The organism is Rhodococcus sp. 05-339-2 (genome assembly GCF_002258965.1).
Lineage (GTDB): Bacteria > Actinomycetota > Actinomycetes > Mycobacteriales > Mycobacteriaceae > Rhodococcoides.
In genome coordinates this window covers 52,083-76,192 of sequence record NZ_NOYW01000002.1, presented here as the reverse complement: position 1 = coordinate 76,192, position 24,110 = coordinate 52,083, and the positions used below count along the sequence as shown (strand labels likewise).

The 24,110-nt window shown below is 61.7% G+C and carries 26 protein-coding genes; 14 read left to right on the top strand and 12 right to left on the bottom strand.

The annotated features are described in order from the left end of the window. Positions 1-26: 26 nt before the first annotated feature. Positions 27-1,187 carry a CaiB/BaiF CoA transferase family protein gene (locus CH273_RS00415; protein WP_052049198.1) on the bottom strand — a complete coding sequence of 387 codons (1,161 nt, stop codon included), beginning with the start codon at positions 1,185-1,187 and terminating at the stop codon, positions 27-29. After that, positions 1,184-1,978 carry an enoyl-CoA hydratase-related protein gene (locus CH273_RS00410; protein ID WP_032393624.1) on the bottom strand — a complete coding sequence of 265 codons (795 nt, stop codon included), beginning with the start codon at positions 1,976-1,978 and terminating at the stop codon, positions 1,184-1,186. The genes CH273_RS00415 and CH273_RS00410 overlap by 4 nt, the downstream gene beginning before the upstream one ends. Positions 1,979-2,134: 156 nt before the next feature. Between CH273_RS00410 and CH273_RS00405 the strand changes: the two genes are divergently transcribed. The 6 genes from CH273_RS00405 to CH273_RS00380 all read left to right on the top strand — a co-directional run bounded on the left by CH273_RS00405 (position 2,135) and on the right by CH273_RS00380 (position 7,951). Continuing rightward, positions 2,135-2,602, top strand: a complete 468-nt coding sequence (locus tag CH273_RS00405) for a MaoC family dehydratase (protein WP_032393623.1) — start codon at positions 2,135-2,137, stop codon at positions 2,600-2,602. A 518-nt stretch (positions 2,603-3,120) separates the two neighbouring features. Continuing rightward, positions 3,121-4,056 carry an SMP-30/gluconolactonase/LRE family protein gene (locus tag CH273_RS00400; RefSeq protein ID WP_032393622.1) on the top strand — a complete coding sequence of 312 codons (936 nt, stop codon included), beginning with the start codon at positions 3,121-3,123 and terminating at the stop codon, positions 4,054-4,056. Positions 4,057-4,104: 48 nt separating this feature from the next. After that, positions 4,105-5,010 carry an SDR family NAD(P)-dependent oxidoreductase gene (locus CH273_RS00395; RefSeq protein ID WP_032393621.1) on the top strand — a complete coding sequence of 302 codons (906 nt, stop codon included), beginning with the start codon at positions 4,105-4,107 and terminating at the stop codon, positions 5,008-5,010. A 37-nt stretch (positions 5,011-5,047) separates the two neighbouring features. Then, positions 5,048-6,280, top strand: a complete 1,233-nt coding sequence (locus tag CH273_RS00390; RefSeq protein ID WP_032393620.1) for a cytochrome P450 — start codon at positions 5,048-5,050, stop codon at positions 6,278-6,280. A gap of 10 nt (positions 6,281-6,290) precedes the next feature. Beyond that, entirely contained in the window at positions 6,291-6,611 is a 321-nt protein-coding gene (locus CH273_RS00385; protein WP_032393619.1) for a 2Fe-2S iron-sulfur cluster-binding protein, read from the top strand. Continuing rightward, positions 6,608-7,951, top strand: a complete 1,344-nt coding sequence (locus tag CH273_RS00380; RefSeq protein WP_032393618.1) for an NAD(P)/FAD-dependent oxidoreductase — start codon at positions 6,608-6,610, stop codon at positions 7,949-7,951. Before CH273_RS00385 ends, CH273_RS00380 begins: the two co-directional genes overlap by 4 nt. Before the next feature lie 195 nt (positions 7,952-8,146). Here the strand turns inward: CH273_RS00380 and CH273_RS00375 are convergent, their stop codons facing one another. The 3 genes from CH273_RS00375 to CH273_RS00365 are packed head-to-tail and all read right to left on the bottom strand — an operon-like array spanning position 8,147 to position 11,183. After that, on the bottom strand, positions 8,147-9,511 hold the full coding sequence (locus tag CH273_RS00375) for an FAD-dependent oxidoreductase (protein WP_032393617.1): 1,365 nt from the start codon (positions 9,509-9,511) through the stop codon (positions 8,147-8,149). Next, on the bottom strand, positions 9,508-9,696 hold the full coding sequence (locus CH273_RS00370; protein WP_371828350.1) for a ferredoxin: 189 nt from the start codon (positions 9,694-9,696) through the stop codon (positions 9,508-9,510). Before CH273_RS00370 ends, CH273_RS00375 begins: the two co-directional genes overlap by 4 nt. Further along, positions 9,693-11,183 (bottom strand): flavin-containing monooxygenase, encoded by a 1,491-nt coding sequence (locus tag CH273_RS00365; protein WP_032393710.1) that lies wholly within the window; start codon positions 11,181-11,183, stop codon positions 9,693-9,695. Before CH273_RS00365 ends, CH273_RS00370 begins: the two co-directional genes overlap by 4 nt. Positions 11,184-11,419: 236 nt before the next feature. Here CH273_RS00365 and CH273_RS00360 point away from each other — a divergent pair, with 236 nt between their 5' ends. Both CH273_RS00360 and CH273_RS00355 read left to right on the top strand, forming a co-directional pair. After that, a complete protein-coding gene (locus CH273_RS00360; RefSeq protein ID WP_032393615.1) occupies positions 11,420-11,767 on the top strand; it encodes a DMT family transporter in 348 nt (115 codons plus the stop codon). A 38-nt stretch (positions 11,768-11,805) separates the two neighbouring features. Beyond that, positions 11,806-12,084: a DMT family transporter gene (locus CH273_RS00355; RefSeq protein WP_441347153.1), complete on the top strand. Its 279-nt coding sequence runs from the start codon at positions 11,806-11,808 to the stop codon at positions 12,082-12,084. On the opposite strand, the gene CH273_RS00350 is transcribed toward CH273_RS00355, so the two are convergent. The 4 genes from CH273_RS00350 to CH273_RS00335 are packed head-to-tail and all read right to left on the bottom strand — an operon-like array spanning position 12,038 to position 15,903. Then, positions 12,038-12,748: a TetR/AcrR family transcriptional regulator gene (locus CH273_RS00350; protein WP_082322337.1), complete on the bottom strand. Its 711-nt coding sequence runs from the start codon at positions 12,746-12,748 to the stop codon at positions 12,038-12,040. The genes CH273_RS00355 and CH273_RS00350 overlap by 47 nt on opposite strands. Before the next feature lie 47 nt (positions 12,749-12,795). Next, entirely contained in the window at positions 12,796-13,596 is an 801-nt protein-coding gene (locus CH273_RS00345; protein ID WP_082322336.1) for an SDR family NAD(P)-dependent oxidoreductase, read from the bottom strand. 19 nt (positions 13,597-13,615) lie between these two features. Beyond that, complete coding sequence (locus CH273_RS00340) at positions 13,616-14,539, bottom strand: alpha/beta fold hydrolase (RefSeq protein WP_230596593.1); 924 nt, start codon at positions 14,537-14,539, stop codon at positions 13,616-13,618. Further along, complete coding sequence (locus CH273_RS00335; protein ID WP_032393612.1) at positions 14,536-15,903, bottom strand: cytochrome P450; 1,368 nt, start codon at positions 15,901-15,903, stop codon at positions 14,536-14,538. The genes CH273_RS00340 and CH273_RS00335 overlap by 4 nt, the downstream gene beginning before the upstream one ends. A gap of 123 nt (positions 15,904-16,026) precedes the next feature. Between CH273_RS00335 and CH273_RS00330 the strand changes: the two genes are divergently transcribed. From CH273_RS00330 to CH273_RS00320, 3 genes are all read left to right on the top strand, one after another. Beyond that, entirely contained in the window at positions 16,027-17,229 is a 1,203-nt protein-coding gene (locus CH273_RS00330; RefSeq protein WP_032393611.1) for an MFS transporter, read from the top strand. 528 nt (positions 17,230-17,757) lie between these two features. Next, positions 17,758-18,735, top strand: a complete 978-nt coding sequence (locus CH273_RS00325; protein ID WP_032393610.1) for an SDR family oxidoreductase — start codon at positions 17,758-17,760, stop codon at positions 18,733-18,735. Further along, entirely contained in the window at positions 18,732-19,238 is a 507-nt protein-coding gene (locus CH273_RS00320; protein WP_143546152.1) for a YceI family protein, read from the top strand. Before CH273_RS00325 ends, CH273_RS00320 begins: the two co-directional genes overlap by 4 nt. Before the next feature lie 10 nt (positions 19,239-19,248). Here CH273_RS00320 and CH273_RS27500 read toward each other — a convergent pair whose 3' ends face one another. Beyond that, positions 19,249-19,605 carry a DUF2834 domain-containing protein gene (locus tag CH273_RS27500; protein WP_052049195.1) on the bottom strand — a complete coding sequence of 119 codons (357 nt, stop codon included), beginning with the start codon at positions 19,603-19,605 and terminating at the stop codon, positions 19,249-19,251. Positions 19,606-19,684: 79 nt separating this feature from the next. Next, a complete protein-coding gene (locus tag CH273_RS00310) occupies positions 19,685-20,350 on the bottom strand; it encodes a TetR/AcrR family transcriptional regulator (protein WP_176457419.1) in 666 nt (221 codons plus the stop codon). 127 nt (positions 20,351-20,477) lie between these two features. Between CH273_RS00310 and CH273_RS00305 the strand changes: the two genes are divergently transcribed. From CH273_RS00305 to CH273_RS00295, 3 genes are read left to right on the top strand one after another with little or no spacing between them, the layout of a single operon-like run. Continuing rightward, positions 20,478-21,329 carry an alpha/beta fold hydrolase gene (locus tag CH273_RS00305; protein WP_094618277.1) on the top strand — a complete coding sequence of 284 codons (852 nt, stop codon included), beginning with the start codon at positions 20,478-20,480 and terminating at the stop codon, positions 21,327-21,329. A gap of 49 nt (positions 21,330-21,378) precedes the next feature. Then, on the top strand, positions 21,379-22,980 hold the full coding sequence (locus tag CH273_RS00300; protein ID WP_032393608.1) for a phytoene desaturase family protein: 1,602 nt from the start codon (positions 21,379-21,381) through the stop codon (positions 22,978-22,980). A 38-nt stretch (positions 22,981-23,018) separates the two neighbouring features. Further along, on the top strand, positions 23,019-23,426 hold the full coding sequence (locus CH273_RS00295) for a nuclear transport factor 2 family protein (protein WP_032393704.1): 408 nt from the start codon (positions 23,019-23,021) through the stop codon (positions 23,424-23,426). On the opposite strand, the gene CH273_RS00290 is transcribed toward CH273_RS00295, so the two are convergent. Then, positions 23,427-24,056, bottom strand: coding sequence for a TetR/AcrR family transcriptional regulator (locus CH273_RS00290; RefSeq protein WP_052049194.1), 630 nt, complete (start codon positions 24,054-24,056; stop codon positions 23,427-23,429). Positions 24,057-24,110 lie beyond the last annotated feature (54 nt).

The window sequence follows — 24,110 nt, the reverse complement described above, 5'->3', positions numbered from 1 at the left end:
GATAACAGGTGGGCGGCGCGACTTGATCACACCGGAGTCGTGGCCTGCGACCAGCGCTCGGCGGCATCTCGTCCGCTGTCGAGCCTGGACGGACCAGGACGATTGCGTGGGTCGGCGAGCGGGGTGTCCGAGAACAACATCGAGGACCGATTGGCTACGAAAGATCCGCTCTCGGAAGTCACCGTCTGAAAGAAGTCGACCGACTCGAGGTGCGGGTCGGAAAGTACGTCGTTCAGGTCGAGCACCGGAGCTGCGGGAACATCGATGCGGGAGAACAAATCGAGCCATTGCTCGGTGGTTCTTTCGGTCAATATGGCTTCGAGGATTGCGTAGAGCGAATCGATATTGCGGTTGCGCGCCTCGACGCTGCTGAAGCGTGGATCGGCAAGGACTTCGCTGCGTCCGACTGCTTCGAGGAAGCGCTCCCAATGACCTTGGTGGTACACCACCACCGCCACCGACGAGTCCGCAGTGCGGTAGGGCTTGCGGAATCGCGACTGCATTCGTGCATACCCTGGAGGTCCTGTCGGCGGGTCGAAAACCTGCCCGCCCCACTGCTCCATCAAGGTGAATCCGACCAGTGTCTCGTACATCGGGATCTCCACGGCTTGACCGCGACCCGTTCTCTCACGTGCGAACAGTGCGGCCAAGATAGCCTGTGCCGCAGTCATTCCAGCGACCTTGTCTGCGATTGACGTCGCCATGTACTGCGGTTGACCGGCGTAGTCGCTCTGCAGCGCGGCAAGACCGCTGGCGGCCTGGATGCAGTCGTCGTAGGCCGGCCGGCCGGCGTACAGACCGTTGGTCCCGTAGCCTGTGATCGACGCGTGAATGAGCCGAGGGTTGCGTTCGAGGGTCGTCACTGCGTCGATTCCGAGTTTCCGCGCTGCGGCCGGACGCATGTTATGTACAAGGCAGTCAGCGCTGTCGACCAGTTCGATCACCTTTGCGTGCTCGGGACCAGCCATGTCGATCTCGATGCTGGCCTTGTCACGATTGCACGCGGCATACACACTACCCATGCCCTCGCGAATCGTTCCGAGTCGACGGGTGATGTCGCCGGATGGCGCTTCGACCTTGATGACGTCTGCACCGAGATCTGACAGTGATTGTGTGCAGTACGGCCCCGAAAACGTAGTCGTGAAGTCCAGGACACGTATTCCGGTGAGTGGCCCTGCCGCTGTCATGGGGTGACCTGCTCGACGACCGGCTTGCTGGGTTTGTTGTTCCATCCCGCTCCTCCCTTGCGGCCGAGTGACCACATCTGGACGCCACGTTCGATCTCGAGCGCGGATGCGAGTGAGACTCCAGGCGGCCCCAACTCCAGTCGGACGCTGTTCTTGATTGCTCGTGCGAGATCCGGGTCTGCGGCAGCATGGAGGGTGAGTTTTGCTATCTCGCTGGACATCTCGTCGGCCTCGACGCATACGTAGGCAAGTCCGCGTCGGACAGCCTCGGTTCCCGACATCGCTCTGCCAAGCCCCGCCATTGCCATGGTCCCTGCTGGACCGAGGGCCCGTCCGACCAGGGTGAGGTGGCCACCGCCAGGATGGATCCTGCGTGCGAGAAACCCGCTGTCCAAGACGGCGTCGGGGGTGACCAGCATGACGTCGGCAGCGAGGGCGAGATTGAGTCCGGCTCCTACCGCGCCTCCGACGACCGACGAGATCGTCGGGGGGGTCAGTTGACCGATTCGGACGAAGCTGCGATAGATGGCCGAGGTTCGTCGAACCGAATCGTCGGACGCTGCGTCCGTCGAGGATGCCGCGAGGTCTCGAGTATCGGCTCCACTGCAGAAGTAGAGGCCTTCGGCCCGAACGATCACAGCCCCGATCGATGTGTCGCGGTCGATGTCGGCGCAGATGCTTTCGATCGCTGCTGCCATGTCGAGGGTTATGGCGTTCTTCCGCGTCGGGTTGTCGAGGGTGATGTATGCGACGCCGTTGTCGCTGGTGAAGTTCACGGTTGCTTCGGGCACGAGTTGAGGGTCCTTCGTTCAGGCGAGCTACTTGTGTATGCGTCCGACCACAGGAAGTCGGTCGGAACCTGGCATTGGATCCAATACTAGAGTACAAAATTGGATTGCGGCCACTGGTTGCGACAAGAAGCTGCACCACACCGGAAGAGGAGTGCCATGAAGCGGTCGATACCCGAGGTGAATCCAACCGATCTTCCGCAGATGGTGGGTGCCGTTTATGGACCGTCCGATTGGATGGCGATCGATCAGGGCCGCGTTGATAGGTTTGCAGAGGCGACAGGGGATCGGCAGTGGATCCACATCGACCCCCAACGTGCCCGGCGCGGCGCACTGGGCGGAACTATCGCACACGGCAACCTGACCCTCGCCCTGATCACGCCTATGTTCGACTCACTCGTGATCGTCACCCCGTGCGAACAGGTAATAAATTACGGATACGACAAGATCCGCTTCCTGACACCCGTACGGGTCGGATCTTCCATCCGACTATCTGCCGAGCTTCTCAACGTCGAAGAAAGACCATCGGCATTGCTGTGTTCCTGGAAGTTCTCCGTTCACGTCGACTACGGATCGAAACCGGCGCTGGTAGCGCGCAAGCTGCAGCTGTTCGTGCCCGAGACATGAACATCTAGTTTTGTGAATCACTTCACACAATCGAGATCCACCTATACGCTTCTATATCGGATCCAATTCTGTATGCGCCACGTTGAGTGAAAGGTTCATGTGACACCAACTGACACGTCCGCGCCAGGAAGCGACCCGCTGGGGTTCGCCGCGCCTGTGCGCGGAACCATAGATGGCGTCCGCGCCTCGACTGCAGGGAGCCCCACTCGCCCGCAATCTCGCCACTAGGACGCCTTTCTCGACAAAAAGTGCCTACAACATGATCTTTCCGCTGAGCGTTGGCTGCTGCGGTAGCCACCCAGCCACTGTCGACCCGACGCCAAAACGGCGTCAACAGCTCGCCTCACGGCTCCACCCGAACCAAATTAGTTGACATTATGGATGAATTGAATAGTGTGAACCACATCACTAAAGCAAGCTGGCGTGATCACGGATCGATTCCCACATCTCCGTAGCCACCCTGAACTCCTCCGGCAACCCCAGCCGCCCACCCCGACCCCGTCAGAAAGAGCGCATTCATGACCAACGCAGTCACTAACGCATTCGCTGGAGTCCCCACCACCACCGCGCGCGAGATTGCCCGCGGGTTCTCCTGGCCGGAATGTCCGAGATGGCACGATGGAACCTTCTGGTTTTCGGACATGTACACCGGCACGCTCAAAACGATCGATTCCGCAGGACAGGTCGCCGTTGTCGTAGACGCGAACGCCCGATCGGCAAGTTCGCAGGTACCCATCGTGCTCGGTGGCTTCGGCTGGCTGCCCGATGGCCGATTGATTGTCACCTCCATGCACGAAAAGCTCGTCCTCGTGCACGACGGATCAGCACCTGACGCGCTCACCGAATACGCCGATGTCGCGGCGCACGCACCGGGGCCGATCAACGACATGGTGGTCGATTCCACCGGGCGGGCGTATGTGACGCAGCTCGGCTTCGATCTATATCACGGAGCCGACCCAGCGCCATCACCAATCGTCGTCGTCGACCCCGATGGCGCTGTGTCCGTCGCCGACAAGGTCGGGCCGCTCATGGGTGCCAACGGAATCGCTCTGTCAGCAGACGAGAAGTCCGCGTACACAGCCGAAGCCTTCCTCGACAAGATCCTGGTCATGAACCGCAGCGAGGACGGGACACTGTCCGATCACAAGGTGTTTGCAGTGACACCGTCCCTTCCCGACGGCATTGCCCTCGATGATGACGGGGGAGTGTGGGCCGCGATGCCGGGCAGCGGCTACGTCGCCCGGTTCGGACCCGACGGAGCGATGACCGACGCCGTCTTCGTTCCGTTGGAATCAGGAACAGGATCGGCATGCATGCTCGGTGGACCGGACCGAAAGACGCTCTACATCACCGTAGGCGTCGAGGTCTTCGACTTCGAGAAGTCCGCCCGAGAGGCTCGAGCATCGATATGGATTGCAGATGTCTCGCACTCGGGCGGCAACTCGAGACCCTGACAGCGAGCACGCCCTCAATCCCACCTCCGAAACCTGAAGGACCTTCTCATGACAGAACTACGTTTCGACGACAGAGTCGTCGTCATCACCGGCGCCGGCCGCGGTATCGGCCGCGCTCATGCCCGACTTCTCGCCCAACGCGGTGCCGCGGTCATCGTCGGTGATCTGGGCGCACGAACGGACGGCTCCGGCGTCGAAGCCGAGAATCCGGCTGACGCAGTAGTCGCCGAGATCAAAGAAGCCGGCGGACGTGCCGTGGCATGTACCGCCGACGTCTCAACCGACAGCGGTGCCGTTGCTCTTGTCGAAGCGGCGATCTCGAACTTCGGACGTCTGGACGGACTCGTGAACAACGCCGGGATCATCCGCACGGCGGCATTCACGGACGTTCCGGACGAGGAATACCAACGTCACCTCGATGTGCACTACTTCGGCGCGCTACGCCTGTGCCGCGCAGCCTGGCCCCACTTGCAGGCATCGGGATCCGGACGCATCGTCAACACCATCTCGCAAGCGATGCTCGGCAACGCCATGATGACGCACTACGGAAGCTCCAAAGGCGCAGTGTTCGGTCTCACTCGCAACCTCGCTGTCGAAGGACTCGAACACGGCATTCTGGTCAACGCTCTCGCCCCGGGTGCCGGCACTCGCATGGCAGAAGCCGGAGCGGATGGCCTGAGCGACGAGATTCTCCATTACATGCGCACCTCACTGACCCCAGAACACGTTGCCCCCGTGGCGGCCTACCTCTTGCATCCGAGCAACACCGTCACCGGCGAAGTGTTCAACGTCGCCGGTGGCGCGGTGAACCGGCTGGCCATTCTCAACACAACCGGCATTACCGACCCGAACCTCACCATCGAATCCGTCTCCGACCGATTCGACGAGATCATGGCCATCACATCCGAGGCCATCCCCCAGGTGATTCCCCCGGCACCTACTCCCGTCTCCTGACCACCGATCCCCTGACGATCACTACCACCGGAGAACCATGACTACCATCGACGAGCACCTTGCAGACACCGCGTACCCGTTCCCCGCGGTCGAGCCCAGCGAAGCAGCGCGGCGCTACGCGGCCATCTGCGCGGACCGCCCCATGACCAAGATGACAATGCCGGTCGGCGGCGAAGCGTGGATCATCCACCGCAACTCCACCGCCCGGGCAATGCTCGGCGATCCACGTTTCGTGCGAGAGCCGTTCCGTAACGGCGAGCGGACGGTGCCGTACTTCATGGAGTTTCCCGAGTTTCTCAAGTCGACCATCCAATTCGAGGATCCACCACACCACACCAAGCTACGCAGACTGGTTCAGAAGTCGATCTCACCGAGACGTGTACGCGGAATGCGCGATTCGGCAGTGTCATTCGCCAACGAATTGATCGACAGAATGGTCGCCAAAGGGTCACCATCGAACTTGGTCGAAGACTATTCGATTGCCTTGCCGATTCAGATGCTGGCCAATTTACTCGGAGTGCCTCCCGAGGATAGGCCGAAGTTCGAGTCGTGGAGCGCGTCGACGCTGTCTGTAGCGAACATGCCACCCGAGCAGATCGCGGCGAACATGAGCGAACTCGTGCAGTACATGACCGACCTCATCGAAGAGCGGCGTCGCGAGCCGCGCGAAGACCTGATCAGCGACCTCGCTAACGCGCGGGACAAGGACGACACCCTCACCGACGCGGAAATCCTTCCCATCGCGCTGATTCTCATACTCGGTGGTTTCGACAACACCGCAAACTTCATCGGACAGGGAGTGTTCTCACTGTTCAACAATAGAGATCAACTGGCTGTCTTGCTCGAAGATGTGGACGCTGTCGCACCGACCGCGGTCGAGGAAATTCTGCGTCACGCGGCATGGGAGATAGGTAATCCGGTCGTCGGAGCAGGTGCACTCGTACCCTTCGTCGCTACGGAAGACGTGGACCTCGAAGGTCAGCTCGTAGCGAAGGGGGAAGCAGTCTTGGCCGACCCTAACGGGGCCAACCACGATGGGATCGCCATCGCCGAACCTGCGCGATTCGATGTTCGGCGCACCGACAACCCACATCTGACGCTGAGTTTCGGACTACACCACTGTCTCGGTGCCCCCCTGGCGAGAATGGAACTTCAAGTGGCGATAGCCGAACTCTTCCGACGGCTCCCGGGGCTCCATCAGGACGGACCCGTCGTCATCAACTACGACAACCTCACCCAACCCATCACATCATTGCCGGTTGCTTGGTAGGAGAGCAGAAATGCCGAAAGTGTTCTACATGCAGCCCGACGGTGTCGAGAAAGTCGTCGAAGGAGACGCCGGCGAATCGGTCATGACGACCGCCGTGAAGAACGGGGTGAGCGGAATCGTCGGGCAGTGCGGAGGCGTGTTGTCCTGCGCCACCTGCCACGTATTCCTCGCAGAGGACGAGCTCGATGACTTCCAAGCACCGAACGAAGACGAGGATGACATGCTCGACTGCGCGGCGGCGGACCGCGAAGGCAACTCCCGCCTGTCGTGTCAGCTGCTTCTACGAGAAGGATCGGACATACACGTGACAATCCCCTCGAGCCAGCTATGACCAAGTCAGAACTCGACTCCACGAGAACTGAGAACCTCCCATCTGCACCGCGAACGGTTGTTGTCGTCGGTGCTTCGCATGCCGCCGTCCAGTTCGCCGAGTCTCTACGATCGGCCGGCTTCGACGGAACTGTGCGATTGATCGGCGAAGAGCCCCATCACCCGTACTACCGTCCGTCATTGTCGAAGGCGTACCTGAAAGGCGAGGTGGCCGCGGAGTCGTTGGGACTGCGCGGACCACATTGGTACGCAGACAATTCGATCGACCTTACGCTCGGCGAGCGAGTTCTACGGATCGAGCAAGCGGGGAACGGGACCGGTCGCGTCCACACCACCAAAGTTGGCTCGGATACATACGAAGCGTCGACATATCCGTACGATCGGCTGGTCCTGGCGACAGGTGCCCGCCCACGCAAGCTGCACATCGCCGGTGCCGACGCTGAGGGCGTGATCGAACTTCGCTCAGTCGACGATGCCCTCGGCCTTCGCCAACGGGTGAACCTGGGCCCGGTCGTAGTGATCGGCGGTGGATTTATCGGACTCGAGGCCGCTGCGACCATACGCGGACTGGGAGGCACAGTCACGGTACTGGAAGCGGGACCGCGTCTGATGGGCCGCGCGATAGGTGACGCTACCGCCTCATTCTTGCTGGCGGCGCACCAGGGGATGGGTGTGGACGTTCGCCTGTCCACCGCACCCGAAGCAATCCTCACAGATGACGGCGGCTCGGTCACGGGCGTACAGGTTGCACAAGATACCTTCATTCCGGCCGCGACCGTACTCGTCGGCATCGGCGTCGAGCCGAACATCTCTCTCGCGGAGCAACTCGGATTGTCGTGTGCAGGCGGAATAGTCGTCGATCATCGCGGGGTGTCCTCGCAGAGAAACGTCTTGGCCATCGGCGACTGCACGATTCAACCCCATCCTGGGCCAGCACCCGACAAGTCCCGACCTGTTCGTCTGGAATCAGTCGACAATGCCGCAGAGCAAGCCGCGTCAGCGGCGCGAGTCATTGTGGGCCAACCAGATTCAGTCCGCAACATACCGTGGTTCTGGTCCGATCAGGGTGACTGGAAGCTGCAAATCGCAGGACTGACAGGCTCTGACGATACGGTCGTGATCCGCTCCGAACCGAACCGTCCCCGACGTCTGGTCGTCGGGTTCTTCGCGAACGGACGGCTCAGCGCAACCGAATGCGTGAACTCACCAGCCGACTTCCTCGCTCTACGAGGTGCACTGAACAACGGGACACTCGTGACAGCCGAGGCGTTCGCAGATACCTCCGTACCTCTCAAGCAACTTCTGAGGTCTCCGGCACCCAAGGCACACACACCCGCTTAGCACACACGGTGACCGATTCTCGGCAATGCACAATCCCAACTCCCACGTGTGGTGAGGTTGCCGGTCAGGCCAGGCCGGGCTTGACCGGCTGGTAGAACCACCTTCGGACAAGATCTTCTTCCGCTGAGGACCCGTTGGCGCGATGAGCGCTTAACCCGTCGTCGATGGTGATCACGATCATGAACGGCCCGTTCACTACACGCGATTTGCCACGCAAATACTTACCATCCGCTCGCGGTCGACGACCTTGATCCGCTCGCGACCACGAGCGGCACCGAGCCGACGTTCGTACGCATCCAGTCGATACCACCCCTCGCGGGAAGTCACGTCGACTACATTCTCACGCACGAATTTCAGGAACGCGTCGTCCAGGTGTTCGGCCACGTCGGTCGACTCTTCCACGTCGGCAAGGAGGTTGGTAACAGTTTCGTTCGCGTCGCTCTTGGTATGCCCGATCAGACCAACCGGTCCACGCTTGATCCACCCGGTGACATACACCTTGTCGACGATCACTCCGTGTCGGTCGATCACACGCCCGCCGACGTTCGGAACCACCGCGCGAATCGGATCGAACGGCAGATCCCGGAGTTCTCGCGACCGGTACCCAACCGCCCGATACACGGACTCAATCGGCCAGTCGGTAAACCGGCCGGTACCTGTCGCTCCGCCCAGTCCATCGAGCGTGGTTCGCTCGGTACGTAAACCGATCACACGTCCATCGCGACCGAGCACCTCGACCGGGTCCTCGAAGAAGTGCAGGAAGATGGTGCGTGCCACGTCAACAGACTGACGTTCGGACCACGTCCGAAGAGTGGACACCACAAGCTGGAGCTGTTTCGACTGCTCAAGCGCTGCGATCGAATGAGTGTCCAGAACCATGTCTGCCGGATCGACTACGACCTGAAAATTGTTGCTGTGATCCAGCTCTCGTAACTCAAGCGGGCTGAACTTCGCCTGAGCCGGTCCGCGTCGACCGAACACATGCACCTCACGGGCACGACTCAAACGCATGCAGGCGGCAACATTGTCGGGGATGTCGGTGCCCAGCAGCTCGTCGAGAGACTTGGCCAGTACGCGTGCGACATCGAGAGCGACATTCCCGACGCCGAGGACGGCTACCCGCTCGGCGTCGAGGTCCCAGTTCGGCGGTGCGTCGGGATGGCCGTCGTACCAGGCGACGAAGTCCGCAGCTCCGTGCGACCCAGAGAGATCGACTCCCGGCATGGCCAGTTCTTGGTCTGTATCGGCTCCCGTGGCGAAGACAACGGCATCGTAGTGACGACGCAGGGTCTCGAGGTCGACATCTTTTCCGTAAGTAATATTTCCGAACAAACGAACCTGTGGTCGGTCGAGTACACGATGCAGTGCCGAGACAATTCCCTTGATTCTCGGATGGTCAGGAGCAACACCGTACCGAATGAGTCCGAAGGGTGCGGGCAGGCGTTCGAGCAGATCGATGGAGACGTCTCGACCGGAGTCCATCAGGGCGTTCGCGGCGTACATCCCGGCTGGACCCGCGCCCACGATGGCGACCCGAAGCACCCCGCCCCGAGTGGTCATTCGGTACTCGCAGTCAAAGCCTGGTGCGGGCAATAGAGAACGGCCGCTTCGACTTCCGCACTCAGGCTGGAGTCCGGGTGCGCATTCAACACAATGACCTGAAAATCCTCACCTATTCCGAAGACGTCCGGGGCGGTCACGGCACAGATACCGGCTCCGGCACAAGCGACCTTGTCTGCCTTCACGAGCATGTCATCTCCTCCTCGGAGCGCTGGCGGGTGGCGACCTCGAAGTGAAGGACTCCGTCATCGATCGGCCGGTGCCGTAACACCACGACGTCGCGGTAGTAGTTCATGCTCTGGCGCCAGGGGGCGCGTGGACCACTGCTCGGCATACGATCGATCGCACGAGTGACGTACCCGGCGTCGAAATCGAACAACGGTCGGCGATCCATCTCAGGGTCTGTGGGCACCGCAACGACGCTGCGATACGAGTGCTTGTCCATGTGTGCGAGGAGGCGGCAGAGATACTGGCTGACCAAATCGGCCTTGAGAGTCCACGACGAGTTTGTGTATCCAAGGGTGTAGACGAGGTTGGGCACGCCGCTGAGCATCAGACCTTTGTACGAGAAGGCATCGGCAGGAACGACGCGCCGGCCGTCTACGATGAGATCGATCCCACCGAAGAACAGAAGGTCGAGTCCCGTTGCCGTCACGACGATGTCGGTGTCGATCCGACGGCCCGAGGCCAGTTGGATTCCTTCGGGATCGAAGGTGCGGATCGTGTCGGTCGCCACGGATGCGTGACCCGAACTCAAGGCTGCGAAGAAGTCACCGTCCGGTGCAGCGCACAGACGCTGATCCCACGGCTGATAGTCGGGAGAGAAATGGGTGTCGACATCGAAGCCCGCGGGCAGTCGCTCCACGACATTCTTGCGCACCATTGCCTTCACCATGTCCGGTCTACGACGACTGAGCTCGTAGACCCCCCATGCAGTTGCCACGTTCTTCCATCGCGTCACGCGATAGCCGAGTCTGGATCCGAGCATGCGCCGTACTGCGTTCGCGAACTTGTCCACGGACGGTACGGACATGATGTAAGTAGGTGACCGTTGGAGCATGGTCACCTGTGCGCCGCTCTTTGCCAGAGCCGGTACGAGGGTGACAGCGGTTGCACCGCTACCTATTACGGTGACATGCTTGTTCGAGTAGTCGAGGTCAGCGGGCCAGTGCTGCGGATGAACGACCGTACCCTCGAAGGAATCGATGCCCGGAAACGTCGGGGTGTAGCCCTTGTCGTAGGAGTAGTAGCCGGAGCACAGCATCAGAGCAGAACACTCGAACCATACAGTCTGCTCGGAAACTCGAACCTCCACGCGCCACACCGCCGAGGTCGATGACCACCGTGCTGCAACCACACGGTGTCCCAGACGCGTGCGGGAGGCAATCTCGGTGCGAGCGGCGGTCGAGGCGATGTAGTCGAGGATCGACGGTCCGTCTGCGATCGCCTTCGCAGAGGTCCACGGCCGGAATCGGTACCCGAGAGTATGCATGTCCGAGTCGGACCGCACCCCCGGGTACCTAAAGAGATCCCACGTTCCACCGACGGCGTCTCGCGATTCGAGCACCGCGAAGCTGCGGTTCGCTGACGACGTACAGAGGTGGTGTGCGGCACCGATCCCCGACAGCCCAGCTCCGACGATCAAAACGTCGACGCGCTCGATGGTCGTCACGGCGTCATCCGATTCGTCCCGAATCCGCAACTGCACCTTCGGTTTTCGTATCCAAATTGCGCATTCATGAAATGTCCTTTCCTGCGAAGTTCCACGTGAGCCGCGATGGTGTCCAACCCGATCACGAAACCTTCGATATTGGGTACTCTTGAGTACCCTCGGTGGTACCGTACGCAGACGCACGGCCAGCAGTCAAGATTTTTTGTGATTCACACCACGTCCCGACAGGTGAACCTATGAACGTGTGGAAGTTGCTGTGTTGCGCCATCGTCGTGGAGGTGGGCGCATCACTCGCTATGCAAGCTGCGATCAACGAGCCTGCATGGTACGTCCTCGTAGTGCTCGGATACACCGCTGGGTTCTTGCTTCTCGTTCGAATCCTGAAGTTGGGCATGGCGATAGGTGTCGCGTACGGAATCTGGGGCGCGAGCGGGGTCGCGTTGACTGCGCTGTTGGCCGCGCTGATCTTCGGCCAACGGTTGACAACGACATCCACCCTCGGGCTGGCCCTTATCGCCGCAGGGGTCGTCATCGTCGAATGGGGTTCGCAGGCCGCAGGCAAGCCTCGGCAGGCTGGAGCGTGATGGTGTGGTGGATTCTGTCGTTCGCGATTGTGTGCGAGGTGACGGCCACTTTGAGTCTCAAGGTGGCCGTCGACCGAGGCCGACGCTCGTGGTACATCGGAGTCGTATGTGGCTACATCGTTGCCTTTTCCAGTCTCGCATGGACACTGTCCTTGGGCCTGGCGATCGGCGTCGTGTACGGCATCTGGGCCGCGTCGGGGGTCGCATTGACTGCGGTACTGGCCCGAGTTCTGTTGCGTGAGCCGCTGACACGGGTGATGGCGGCAGGAATCATGTTGATCGTCGCCGGCGTGTGGCTGGTCGAGGTTGGTCATTGATCGCTGGAAGGTTCGGGCTATCGGTCGATCCGGCCTCGACAGCGAGAAGTGCCGTAGTGCTTGCGATTGCCAGTGCCAAGCCGTCGCGAATGTGGCCGGATGTCTGAAGGATCTCGGCCACTAGTTGGTCGAGGGCTCCCATTACCATCATGGATTGCAATCGCGTCGCCGGAGCGAGCCCTGCCCGGCGAAATTCCTCGTTGTCGGTCATGCGGTGAATGAGCTCGGCGAAGGCATCACTGCCTCGTCTGATCACGGGTTCGGCAATGTCTCCGAGATAAGGGAATTCCTGCAACGAACACAGGTACACCGCCGGCCGTCGATCGATGTAGTCGAAATAGGTGGTGATAGCAGCGTCGACCTGGTCACGCCAGCGCGAATGAGGATCCACAGCCTCCTGCATGGCGACCATCAGAGTGTTGTTGAGATCGTCCATGAGGGCAACGAAGACGTCGTCCTTGGTGGCGAACACCCGGTAGAACGTCCGCCGGGAGGCCCTTCCCAGCTTGACGATGTCCGCGACCGTCGTGTTCCGATAGCCGTTCGACTCGATGGACTCCTCCAGGGCGCGGATCAGTCGCTCGCGCGCATCTGCGGGGACCGAGGCAACCGAGCGCGGCACCGCGTCATCGCTACGAGGTGGTGAAGATGCCGAATCCGTCATGGAACGAACAATATCGATAGCCGCCGATCCCACTCGGGCTGGCGAGCTCACGTTCCGCTGAGCCTCGCTTCCACGAAGCGCAACGCACGCGCCGCATGCGACGGGGCCAATCGAGACGCGAGGTCGACGGCCACCGCGTCTGGTCCTACGAGAATGCGCGATCGGCCACGATCGACGCCCCTGTGAATCGTCTCGGCGGCCCGTTCGGGACTGGTCATGGCAGCCGCATCGAACGCCTCGGCGATCTGCTCGGCGGTCCGGCCGCGCCCCTCGGGATCGACGGCCACACGTGCATCGCGGGCGATGTTGGTCTTGATGCCTCCCGGATGTACGGTTACCGATCGGACACCAGTTCCTGCCAACTCTTGACGCAGTGACTCGGTGTACCCGCGGACGGCGAATTTCGATGCGCAGTAAGCACTGTGGTGGGGGACCGCCAGCAAACCGTAGACGCTCGAGGTGTTCACGATCACGCCGTTGCCTTGGCCGATAAACAGGGGCAGAAAGGCACGGGTGCCGTTCACGACACCGTGAAAGTTGATGTCCCACAGCCACCTGTCGTCCTCGGGGTTCCCGTCAGCGACGGAAGCCTGCACCGCGACGCCCGCATTGTTGAACACCGCACCGATAGGCCGAGGACTCCAGTCGCGGACGTCGCCGGCGAACGCATCGACATCGGAGGCGCTACGGACATCGAGTCTGCGGATCAGGGTTGGCGTACCGATGGACCGAGCCGTCTCCGCGAGCCCGTGTTCGTCTACATCGGCAAGGGCAATCGGGCATCCGTGCGCGGAAAGTCGACGCGCGAGCGCCCGGCCGATTCCAGAGGCTGCCCCGGTAATCACCATTGTCCGCTCCGCGAGTGGTTCAGGTTGTCGACGAAACATCGGTGTACTCCTGTAGGTCGGCCGACCGTGCGTGGTCGACGATGAGGGATGAGAGCTCGGGCCACAGCGCACGGGGATAGTCGTGCCCCATCCCGGCGATGATGCGTAAGTGTGAACCCGCGATCGCGTGGTGGGTTGCGAGCCCGCCCGACGGTGCCACCATGCGGTCACGATCACCATGGATCACAAGCGTCGGTGCCGTGATTCGGGACAGCTCGGACGTACGGTCGCCTGTCGCTAGAATGGCGGCCAGCTGGCGTGCGATCCCATCGGTCCTCGGGTCCCGAGCCCAGGCGACGGTCGCTTGCTCTCGCACCCACGCCGTGTCCTGCTCGTATCCATGCGAGCCGATGTGGGCGAAGATCGCCACATCGGAATCGGCGGCTTCGCCCGCCGAAGTGGGGCCTGGACTCATCATGCGGATCCAGGTAGACCAGGCTGGTCGACCGATTCGAGCGGCTCCAGTAGTCGAGAAGATCGACGTCAAACTCTCCACACGGCTGGGCCATCTGCTCGCGACGGTCTGTGCGATCATCCCGCCCATCGACGCACCGACGACGTGGGCTCGCTCGATCTGCAATGCGTCGAGCAGCCCGACGGTGTCGCGAGCCATGTCATGCAGACCGTAGGTGTCGCTGGGGTAGCGTCCGGTCAGCAGTGCCCGCAGGCCAGGGGGTGCGGCAGCCGAGTGGGTAGATCTGCCGGTGTCGCGGTTGTCGAACCGGATGATCTGAAAGCCCCCTTCGCCGAGGGCGTCGCAGAGAGGAGTTGGCCACGAAACCAGCTGCTGACCCAAGCCGGCGACGAGCAATAGGGGCGAGCCAGCAGGGTCTCCGAGTCGTTCGAAACACAACCGCACGTCGCGACCGACGTCGGCGAACTCTTCGGTGCGCGGCTCGATCACGATCGTGTTTCCCCTACTGAACGGGCCTCGGCCCCTGTCGTCACGAACGAGGGTGATCGTCGATGCCATACAGCTCGGCCACCGTCGGCCGGCGTCCACGACACTCCTCGCGATCGCCACTTCTCGCTGCGCGCCGTAGTCGGCGACAGCTCGTAATCCTGCAACAGAGTTCGCAGCACGACGTTCATTTCCATGTCTGCGAACGCGGCACCGATGCAACGTCTCGTACCGCCCCCGAACGGGATCCACGAGTACATCCCCGCTTTGGCACCGACGAAGCGATCCGGATCGAATGCATGCGGTTCGGCGAATACATTCTCATCGAGCTGCACCTGGTCGATCGCGACGAGCACTTGGTACCCTCGCGGAATAACCCACTGTCCCAACTGCATGGTCTCCGCGGTGACCAGGCGTGTGACGTCCGTGATGACCGGCCGCAGACGTTGTACCTCGAGCACGGTGGCAGCCAGCAGCTCCGTGCCGCCGGAATCGACCTCCTCGACCAGACGATCGAGCAACGCTGGATGGCGACGGAGCCGCTCTACCGCCCACGACAGAGTGTTAGCCGTCGTTTCGTGGCCCGCACCCAACAAGGTGAACAGCTCGTCCGCGATCTCGAGGTCGGCCATCGACCCACCGTCTTCGTAGCGGCTCTGAATCATCATGGCCAGCATGTCGTTTCGCTCTGCCAAGTTCGGGTCTCGGCGCGTGGTGGAGATCAGATCGAGCACCACTTCGTCGTATTGCTTCCTCATGGAACGAAAGCGCGCCCACGCGCCCCAGGCGCGGTCGGGGTTCGCGAACGGGGACACCGTGATCTTGGCCCCAAGCTCTGCCATCGGCGGCATGATCGTCCGCAACCGCTGAAGGTGGGTGCCTTCGGCACCGAGGACTGCGCGCAGAATGATGTTGAGAGTGAGGTGCATGAACGGCGCCGTTGACTCCATTTCAACGCCGAGGTGCCATGTGGACGCTTCCCGCCTGGTCTCATCGACCATCAGTTGTTCGTGCGCCCTCATCTGCCGCCCGTGAAACGGAGGCACCAAGAGCTTGCGACGACGGCGGTGCGGTTCTCCGTCCAGCGCGAAGGTCGAACCGGGTCCGAGCACATTGCCGAGGTTGGGTGTCCCATTTCCGGTCACGCCGGTCTTGGCAGTGAACAGTTCTTTGGTCAGATCAGCCGATGTCAACACCACGCAACGGCCGAACGGTGCCATCGTCATCGTGAACGCCGAACCATGGCGACGCCGCAAGCTCTCCAGCAGGCGACGCCTGCCGAACGCCCACCCACCGAGCAGCACGGGTCCTGGCAGAGCGGTCGCGGGGGGTAGATGAACACGAGATACGTCTGTGATCGATGTCATATTTTTCCTTTCCAAATTGGGTACTGAGAAGTACCCTTCGAGGAGATTACTTCGATGTGAGTCCAATCACAATGCCTGTGCAACACATTCGGTGGCGGGTGGGACCTCGAGACCGGGAGCATCATGAACGAACGTGTTCGGTCGAGAACGCCTCGCGGCGTTGCCACTTCAGCCAAACAAGCCATCGCAGTTGCGGTCGCCTACGGTTTGTTGCTTGTCTGCACGCAGCTGCTGTGGTTGACCTACGCACCCATTACGGCGAGGGCCAGTATCGACTTCGGTGTGCCGGAGAGTGCGGTGGGTGATCTGGCCGTGGTGGTCCCGATCATGTTCGTCCTTCTGGGTTTGACGTCGGGTCGGTGGCTCGACCGCTACTTCACCACCACAATGGCGGCCGGGACATTGCTGATTCTTCTTGGCGCGGCGGTCCGGGCACTGGACTCCGACGACTACACCTTCGCGATCATCGGCCAGTTACTTTTGGCGGCTGGGCAGCCGCTGGTACTGAATGCGATTACCAAGCTTCCAGCGCAGTACTTCCCGTCCGAGCAACGAGTTCGAGCCATATCGCTACTCACTGCGGCTCAGGTGTTCGGCATTCTCTTGGCTTCATCCACCGGTGCGTGGCTGCACTCCTTCGGTGGGTTGAACTCACTCGTTCGGACGCACGCAGTACTCGCCGTTCTCTGCGGCGTTCTCATGCTCGCAGCATTGACGGTCAAACCGAGGTTCGCCGAACACGAGACGACTTCCGGCCCTGTCCGGCTCCGTCGACATCGACAGCTTTGGCTGCTGGCCGGGCAGGCTTTTGTCGGGCTCGGGTTGTTCAACGCGCTCGCCACCTGGCTCGACAGTATCGAGACCGACCTCGGCAACCCGGGCTTGGGCGGACCGATGGTCACGGTGATGACGGCCGCGGGGATAGGGGGGGCCGCTGTACTCCCCTCCGTGGCCGCGCGGTTCGGCCGCAGGCGACGAACCCTCGTCTTTATCGGTCTGGGTTGCACATTCGGCACTCCGCTGCTGCTCGTCGTCCGCGACCCGGTCGGCTCGATGGTGATCATCGCGGTCATCGGCATGCTGCTGATATCGGGCTTGCCCATTGCACTGGACTGGTCGGAGGCAATGGTCGGGCGCGAGCACGCGGGTGCCGCAGCGGCATTCATCCTGGTCGTAGCGAACCTCGGTGGATCGTTGTATACCGTGACCCTGCAATTTTTCGTGGATGATCCTGCCGTCGCAATCGCGGTGTTGGCCGTGTTGGTCCTGCCATGGCCTGCGTTGGCAAGAGCGCAAAGGGTGGATGCCCCTATCGGAATACCGTGAACTCTTAAGCGGCCTACGATCGGACTACTGCCTGCCCGGGGTGGGCGAATTACCTGTACATACGGTTTCCGGTTGAGCGAGTCATATCGACGGCGCGGGCAGGAATGGGTCCGAATTCTGTTCTCTGCCAATGCTTATCGGCCGTAGGAAGTGCTGCATTTCGGTAGAGGCGATGCGCATGTCGAGCATGTGGCTTCAGCGAACATCAGTGTGGTTCATCGACCGCGGGTTCGACCGTTTGACGATCAACCAGAAACGACCATGCCAGATCGCGCGGACCGAACCCTGGCACGTCATCACTCGTGGCCGGCGCGGCCCGCAGGGATCGGTGGGGTCGGTGGTCGGGCCCTCTCGCGTCACACGACCATTGTTGACTTCGAGTCAATATCTTTGCTAGCGTCCCCACGTGGACGACGGAAATAAGAGTCCGGTTTCGGCGTCGACGCGCCGGTACCGGTGGACCACAGCGTTCATCCGCACAACCGAACACGCCGCAACTACGTATGTCGATGGGGTGGGTGAATTCTCATGATTCTGGTGACTTCCGCAGCGGGAGGCGTTGGGCGCGCGCTCGTCAAGGATCTTCACGCGCGCGGCGCACAGGTACGCGCGTTCGTCAAGAACGACTCCCAAGCAGAGCTGTCCCGCGGAGACGGCGCGACAGAAGTCGTCGTCGGCGACATCGAGTCGTGCACAGATCTTGCGCGCGCCGCATCCGGCGTACGCGTGGTCTTCCATGCCACACCCACCAGCATCGTCAACGAGTTGGCACTGGCGCGTTCGCTCGTGGAGGCCACCCGCGCCTCGGACGTCGAGCACGTCGTATATCACTCGGTGATTCATCCGGAGATCACGGAGATGTTCCACCACCAGGAAAAGCTCCGTGTCGAAGGAATCATTCGCGAGTCTGGCATTCCGTTCACCTTCCTGCGTGCGTCGCATTTCATGCAGAACTATCTCGATTTCTGGGAATTCTTGCTCGCTGGAACGCTGCCCTATCCCACATCTCCCGATCAGCTCATGGGCGTGGTCGACGTCGAAGACGTCGCGGAGGCGAGTGCACTCGTGCTCACAGCACCCGAGGGTCACCGGGCCCAGACCTACGATCTGTCCGCGCACGAATTGACACGCCGCGAGATGGCCGTGGTCTGGAGTCGGGTGCTTGGGCATCCGGTCAGCGCGGTGCGGTTGCCGCCGTCCGTGGTGCAGAACCCTTTACACGCGGTGAGTGCAGTAGCCCCGATCCTCGCTCGGTCACTGTTGTCAACAAAACTCGGTGGCCTCCCACACGTCCTACGCGGAATGCAGGACTCGTCCAATGCGCGAGGAGTGCGGAAGTGGAGCCCCGAGTCGAGAGAGTGCTACCGACGAATGATGGAATACTACGACGGGCACGGCTTGCCGGCCGGTGACATGGCGGTTCTGCCCAGGCTGCTGGGGCGCAATGCCACGACTTACGAACAGTTTGCGCGCCGGGAGGCCACGCGACGGGTTGCTTCACGGTGACTGCGTCGAATGACCGCGAGGGAACGTGGATGTTCGACAGCGGCGAGTTCACGCGAATTCACTTCAAGGCACGGGGATTCTGGGGTTCGATCGGAGTAGAGGGAGCGTTTCGCAACGCGCGCGGTTCGGTCAACATCGGGCCCGACGGCCGAACCGATTGTGTGATGGAGATCGACGTGGACAGCATCGAGACCGGAATCTCCGTTCGCGACCATCACCTCGTCGGCGCTGACCTGCTGGATGCGACGACGTATCCGACGATCGGCTTCGGCGGCACCGCGGTTCACCACTGGGAATCAGGAATGCACGTCGAAGGGACGTTGGCCATCAAAGGGACCACGCGTGGTCACGGTCTGGACGTGGCCTCGACGCTGGACGGCGAGGCACTGCAGGCGTCGGCGTCGTCAGTGATCAGTCTGTCCGACTACAAGATACAAGCACCGTTGGGAATGTTGCGCCCCACCGTCGCGGTGGAGCTCGCCGCCAGGCTGATCCGGGTGTGACGGCGCGCCGTCAGTGAGCGTCTACCGAGGTGGCGAGTTCTCTCATCAGGAGGTACAGCGGGGCCGAGAAGCAGATGCCGACTGTGGCCGTGCCCACCGGTACCAGCCACCAATGCTTCGTCCCGCTGTCCCGAGAGTCCCAGAACGACCACAACCCGAACGTCAGCGACGTGATGCCCAGGTCGGCTGTCAACGACGCTGTGGGCATCGTTGCCGTCCACGCTGCGAAAAACTCGCGAGCGGACTTCGCCGAAACACCGTTCGCGCGAAAATATCTGTTCACGTATGTGTTCGGCGTGACGAAGCCGACGACGGTGAGAAGTAGAAGCAGCCGTATGCGTGTCGACCGGCGCGGCGTGTTCGTCATCGGGTCCTCCAGTGGGTTGCAGGTTCGCGGACCGGATACGGTCTCGAGAGATATAGTTCGCCACAGTGTTGATTGGAAGTCAATCATGGCGCGAGTCGGATCCGGCGAGTACCAAGACCGCGTCGAGCGAGGACTGAGTGCGTACGGGATCGTCACCCAACCCGACGGCGACCGCCTCCAACAGCGGCGCAAGCACCTTGCGCGTTCCGGATTCGCGCTCTGCATAGCCGGCGAGTTCGAGCAGAATATACCCGTGGGAGACACTCCACCATTGGTACGCGAGCGCGACACCGTTGCTCCTCGAGCGGAAACGCCCGGCTGCCCGAGCTCGTTCGCAGCAATCGACTACCAGCTGCAGCGTGCTGTCGCGGCCGGCGGTCAGTTCGGCGGGCGCAGTCCTGCGATACTGCCCGAGATTGGATGTAACGAACAGGATCTCGTAAATGTTCGGCTGTTCGCGAGCGAACCGGACCGACGAGAGCAGCAACGCCACGAGATCGCGTACCGGATCCGCGGTGGTACCGACGGCGGACATGTCCGACGCAAGGTCGGCGAATCCTCGTTCGATCACCGCGCCGATCAGCCCGCCGATCGATCCGTAGTGGGTGTAGACGGCCATCGCGGATGTACCTGCCTCAGTGGCAATTCGACGTGTACTGAGGGATCCGGAACCATCTCTGACCAATAATCGAAGGGCGGCGTCGAGAAGACGTTGTCCAACGTCCGGGTCCGCAATTCGAGCCATGGCTTCGAGTATCGCACGGCATTCCTCCCGAATCCCGACATCTGTATATCGCATGCTATTTCGGGTGTTATCGTATTTGCGAGCGCCTCGCGAGGTGTGGGACAGAATCGGACCGGAAGGATGCGACATGAGCATCGGAAGTCCCGAACGCGTGACGATATTTGAGCACGGTCCGCACGTGTTCGACGTCGTCGACGAAGGTCCCTTGCGCGGTGACCTCGTCGTCCTCCTGCACGGGTTCCCCCAGAATGCGTCCAGTTGGAGCGGGGTGGCCGCGTACCTCAACGCCGCTGGCCTGCGGACGGTGAGATTCGACCAGCGGGGCTATGCGCCCGGCGCACGCCCGCGAGGTCGATTCGCCTACCGTCCGAGTCAACTCGTCGCGGACGTGGCCGCTCTCGTACGTGAGCTGGGTTCGCCGAAGGTGCACCTCGTCGGCCACGACTGGGGTGCATGGGTGGCGTGGTGTGCTGCCGCGGAACGTCCGGACCTACTTGACAGTCTGGTTACGGTTTCGGTGCCGCATCCGTCCGCGTTCCTTCGGTCTCTCGTCTCGAGCGACCAAGCTCGTCGGTCGGGTTACATGGGGGCATTCTCGATTCCCTGGCTTCCCGAGGTGTCGATCCGCCGTCGTCCCGAGCGCTTCGGGGCCTTACTCCGAGCGACCGGTATGCCACCATCCGAAGTGGATCGCGTTCTCGCGGAGTTGGTGCCGTCGACGGGACTTTCTGGCGCCCTGAATTACTACCGCGCCGCGTTGTACGTCTCTCCGCGCCATCTCCGCCCGGTCACGGTCCCCACCACACATGTGTGGTCGACGAGGGACGAGGCGTTGTCGCGCACAGGTGCCGAGCTGTGTGAGCGCTTCGTGAAAGCCCCGTACCAACTCGAGATCGTGGACGCCACGCACTGGGTTCCGGACGAACTGCCCGGCCCGCTCGCCGAGGCGATCGTCAGTCGCGTGCGAGGACGCAGGTGACCAGCGCGATCTCGATGCGAGACACTCTATTCGAAAGCGAGCAAGCTGCATGTCAGTAGGTCGAAGTTACAAGCGCACTACCGTGGACCAGGAATGGGACTCCATCGTGATCGGATCGGGCATCGGCGGCCTGACGTCGGCAGCGATGTTGGCGCGTGCCGGGCAGAAGGTGCTGGTCCTCGAGAGACACACGACCGCTGGTGGTGCGACTCAAACGTTTCGCCGCGCGGGGTACGAATGGGATGCCGGGCTGCACTACGTAGGACAGGTGCACAATTCGAGGACGAGCCTGAGTCGAATCTTCGACCACATCAGCGACGGTCAGCTGGAATGGGCACAGATGCCCGACGTCTACAACACCGTCGTCGTCGATGGTCGGTCTTACGACTATCCCTCGGGTGTGGACGAGTTCACGGCCAGGATGAAGCAGTACTTCCCAGATGAAGCCGGTGCGATCGATCGGTACGTGGAACTGGTGATGCAGGTGAATCGCTCTGCACGTGGATATTTCGCGCATCGAGCGTTGCCGATCGATATCGGGAACTCGATGTATACGGACCTGTGTGAGCCGTTCAGGGAGTATGCGGACCGTTCGGTCACCGATGTGCTGACCGAACTGACCGGAAACGCCGAACTTCGCACCGTCCTGTGCGGTCACTTCGGCGATTACAGTCTACCTCCCGGTGATGCGTCATTCGGAGTGCACGCCATGCTGATCCGCCACTACATCGGTGGAGCGAGCTTTCCGGTCGGTGGTTCGGGTCGTCTGGCCGAGACCATCGTCCCGGTGATCGAAGCCGCCGGAGGAGCGGTCCTCATCTCGGCCGAGGTGGAGTCGGTGAGTCTGGACGGCTCGGGTGCCGCGTGCGGTGTCGAGATGACGGACGGCCGACGTTTCCTCGCCCCGGCGGTCATCAGCGACGCCGGGGTCGTGCCGACGCTGACCCGCCTGATTCCTGAGCACGCGGTCGATCACGAGCTGCTCGAATCGCTGCGAGACGTCGGTCCGTCCCTGCCGTGGGTGGTCCTGAATCTTGGAGTCGCCGAGCCGGATCAGGCACTCGGCTTACCACGCGGCAACTTCTGGATCCATGGAAGCTCTGACATCGACGGCTCGATCTCGGAGTTCCAGACCCATCCGAGTGATAGGTCGATGCCGCTGTACTTTCTCACCTTTCCGTCGGCCAAGGACCCCTCGTGGTCGGCACGCCATCCCGACCGAGCCACGATCGACATCGCGGGCGTCACGAGTTGGGAACTCTGGAAACCATTTCTGAACACACAGTGGATGAACCGTAGCGAGGAGTACGACCTGCTCAAGGACCGACTAAAGTCGGAGCTTCTCGCGCAGGTGTACCGCTTCTGTCCGCAACTGCGGGGAAAGATCGATCACGCCGAGATGGCCACACCCTTGTCCTTCAACCATTTTCTTGGGCGTGAGTTCGGAGACTTCATGTCGTTGGCACCGAGCCCGGAGCGATACGCGGTCCAGGGTCTCCGAGCCCACAGTTCGATTCCCAACCTGTTCTTCGGAGGACAGGACGTGTCGGCCTCCGGCGTCGTCGGTGCGGTGCAGGGCGGAGTCATCGCGGCGTCCGCAGTGCTAGGGCGCAACGTTCTGGACGATCTCGCGCACACGACGACAACGTGAGTTCTCAGCATTACGACAACGTTCGGAAGGACCGACGGATGAAGGCATTTCAGGACGCAGTGTTGGCCAAGGACGCGGTGGCCATGGAGGCCGCTCTGTCCGAGGCAGTCGTGTTCACGAGTCCGGTTGCGTTCAAGCCGTACCCAGGCAAACCGGTAACTTCAGCTATCCTGCGGGGCGTACTGCGGGTGTTCGACGACTTCAGATACGTCCGGCAGATTACGAGTTCGGACGGTCGTGATCATGCGTTGGTGTTCGAGGCGAAGGTATCCGGACTGGCGATCAACGGGTGCGACTTTCTGCACGTCGACGAGGACGGTCTGATCGACGAGTTCACGGTGATGGTCCGACCGCTCTCCGCCGCTCGGGCATTGTCCGAAGCCATGGCCGTCGAGTTCGAGCAAGTTCTGCGCGAGGTCGGTGAACACGAGCCCGACCTACCCTGATCACATTGTCTCGCTGCCGATGCCGTCGAGTCTCCGTTGCGCGAGTTCTATCGACTTCTGACGCGTCGAAGCGTCGACCCCAGCCAGGGTCAGCGTGACGGTCGCGGCGGTGTAGCCGTCGATCTGGTCGTCGCCGACGTTCATCCGATCGAGCAGTGCCAGTGTTGCCGCCTCGGCTACGACAACAAATGTGGCCGGCGTCAACTCGGTGCTGAACCTTCCGGACAATTGGCCCTGCTCGACGACGGTCACCGTGGTTCGTCGTGCAGGATCCAACAGTTCCCGGATACGTCCTTCGCCCAGCTCACGGCGACCGACACCCAACAGCGTGCGGTACCGGTTTCCGACCGGCCAGGTCGCCAACTCCAACGTCGCGAGCGCGAGAATGGGGTCGTCGACGATGTCCGCGACCCCGCTGAGCCGGCGGATAAGATCGTCGGACGCCTGATCCGCGATGCCGATAATCAGATCCCGGCGTGAGGGAAAGTGCCCGTACACCGTCCGCCGGACCACACCCGCGGCATCCGCAATGTCGCCGATCGTTGCATCCGGGTCTGACTCGTAGGCGGAGATGGCCGCCCCGATGATCTTGTCACGATTGGTCTGCTTGGTACCACGCCGTCCGTCCATGACTGCATGATTGCACATTGATGTGCAATCGGTCTAAGATTTGCGCATCAATGT

Bases quoted from the DNA above. Each gene is read 5' to 3' on its own strand.
- CH273_RS00415 (WP_052049198.1), bottom strand. From the start codon at position 1,187: ATGACAGCGGCAGGGCCACTCACCGGAATACGTGTCCTGGACTTCACG.
- CH273_RS00405 (WP_032393623.1), top strand. From the start codon at position 2,135: ATGAAGCGGTCGATACCCGAGGTGAATCCAACCGATCTTCCGCAGATG.
- CH273_RS00400 (WP_032393622.1), top strand. From the start codon at position 3,121: ATGACCAACGCAGTCACTAACGCATTCGCTGGAGTCCCCACCACCACC.
- CH273_RS00395 (WP_032393621.1), top strand. From the start codon at position 4,105: ATGACAGAACTACGTTTCGACGACAGAGTCGTCGTCATCACCGGCGCC.
- CH273_RS00390 (WP_032393620.1), top strand. From the start codon at position 5,048: ATGACTACCATCGACGAGCACCTTGCAGACACCGCGTACCCGTTCCCC.
- CH273_RS00385 (WP_032393619.1), top strand. From the start codon at position 6,291: ATGCCGAAAGTGTTCTACATGCAGCCCGACGGTGTCGAGAAAGTCGTC.
- CH273_RS00380 (WP_032393618.1), top strand. From the start codon at position 6,608: ATGACCAAGTCAGAACTCGACTCCACGAGAACTGAGAACCTCCCATCT.
- CH273_RS00375 (WP_032393617.1), bottom strand. From the start codon at position 9,511: ATGACCACTCGGGGCGGGGTGCTTCGGGTCGCCATCGTGGGCGCGGGT.
- CH273_RS00360 (WP_032393615.1), top strand. From the start codon at position 11,420: ATGAACGTGTGGAAGTTGCTGTGTTGCGCCATCGTCGTGGAGGTGGGC.
- CH273_RS00350 (WP_082322337.1), bottom strand. From the start codon at position 12,748: ATGACGGATTCGGCATCTTCACCACCTCGTAGCGATGACGCGGTGCCG.
- CH273_RS00345 (WP_082322336.1), bottom strand. From the start codon at position 13,596: ATGGTGATTACCGGGGCAGCCTCTGGAATCGGCCGGGCGCTCGCGCGT.
- CH273_RS00335 (WP_032393612.1), bottom strand. From the start codon at position 15,903: ATGACATCGATCACAGACGTATCTCGTGTTCATCTACCCCCCGCGACC.
- CH273_RS00330 (WP_032393611.1), top strand. From the start codon at position 16,027: ATGAACGAACGTGTTCGGTCGAGAACGCCTCGCGGCGTTGCCACTTCA.
- CH273_RS00325 (WP_032393610.1), top strand. From the start codon at position 17,758: ATGATTCTGGTGACTTCCGCAGCGGGAGGCGTTGGGCGCGCGCTCGTC.
- CH273_RS27500 (WP_052049195.1), bottom strand. From the start codon at position 19,605: ATGACGAACACGCCGCGCCGGTCGACACGCATACGGCTGCTTCTACTT.
- CH273_RS00310 (WP_176457419.1), bottom strand. From the start codon at position 20,350: ATGGCTCGAATTGCGGACCCGGACGTTGGACAACGTCTTCTCGACGCC.
- CH273_RS00305 (WP_094618277.1), top strand. From the start codon at position 20,478: ATGAGCATCGGAAGTCCCGAACGCGTGACGATATTTGAGCACGGTCCG.
- CH273_RS00300 (WP_032393608.1), top strand. From the start codon at position 21,379: ATGTCAGTAGGTCGAAGTTACAAGCGCACTACCGTGGACCAGGAATGG.
- CH273_RS00295 (WP_032393704.1), top strand. From the start codon at position 23,019: ATGAAGGCATTTCAGGACGCAGTGTTGGCCAAGGACGCGGTGGCCATG.
- CH273_RS00290 (WP_052049194.1), bottom strand. From the start codon at position 24,056: ATGGACGGACGGCGTGGTACCAAGCAGACCAATCGTGACAAGATCATC.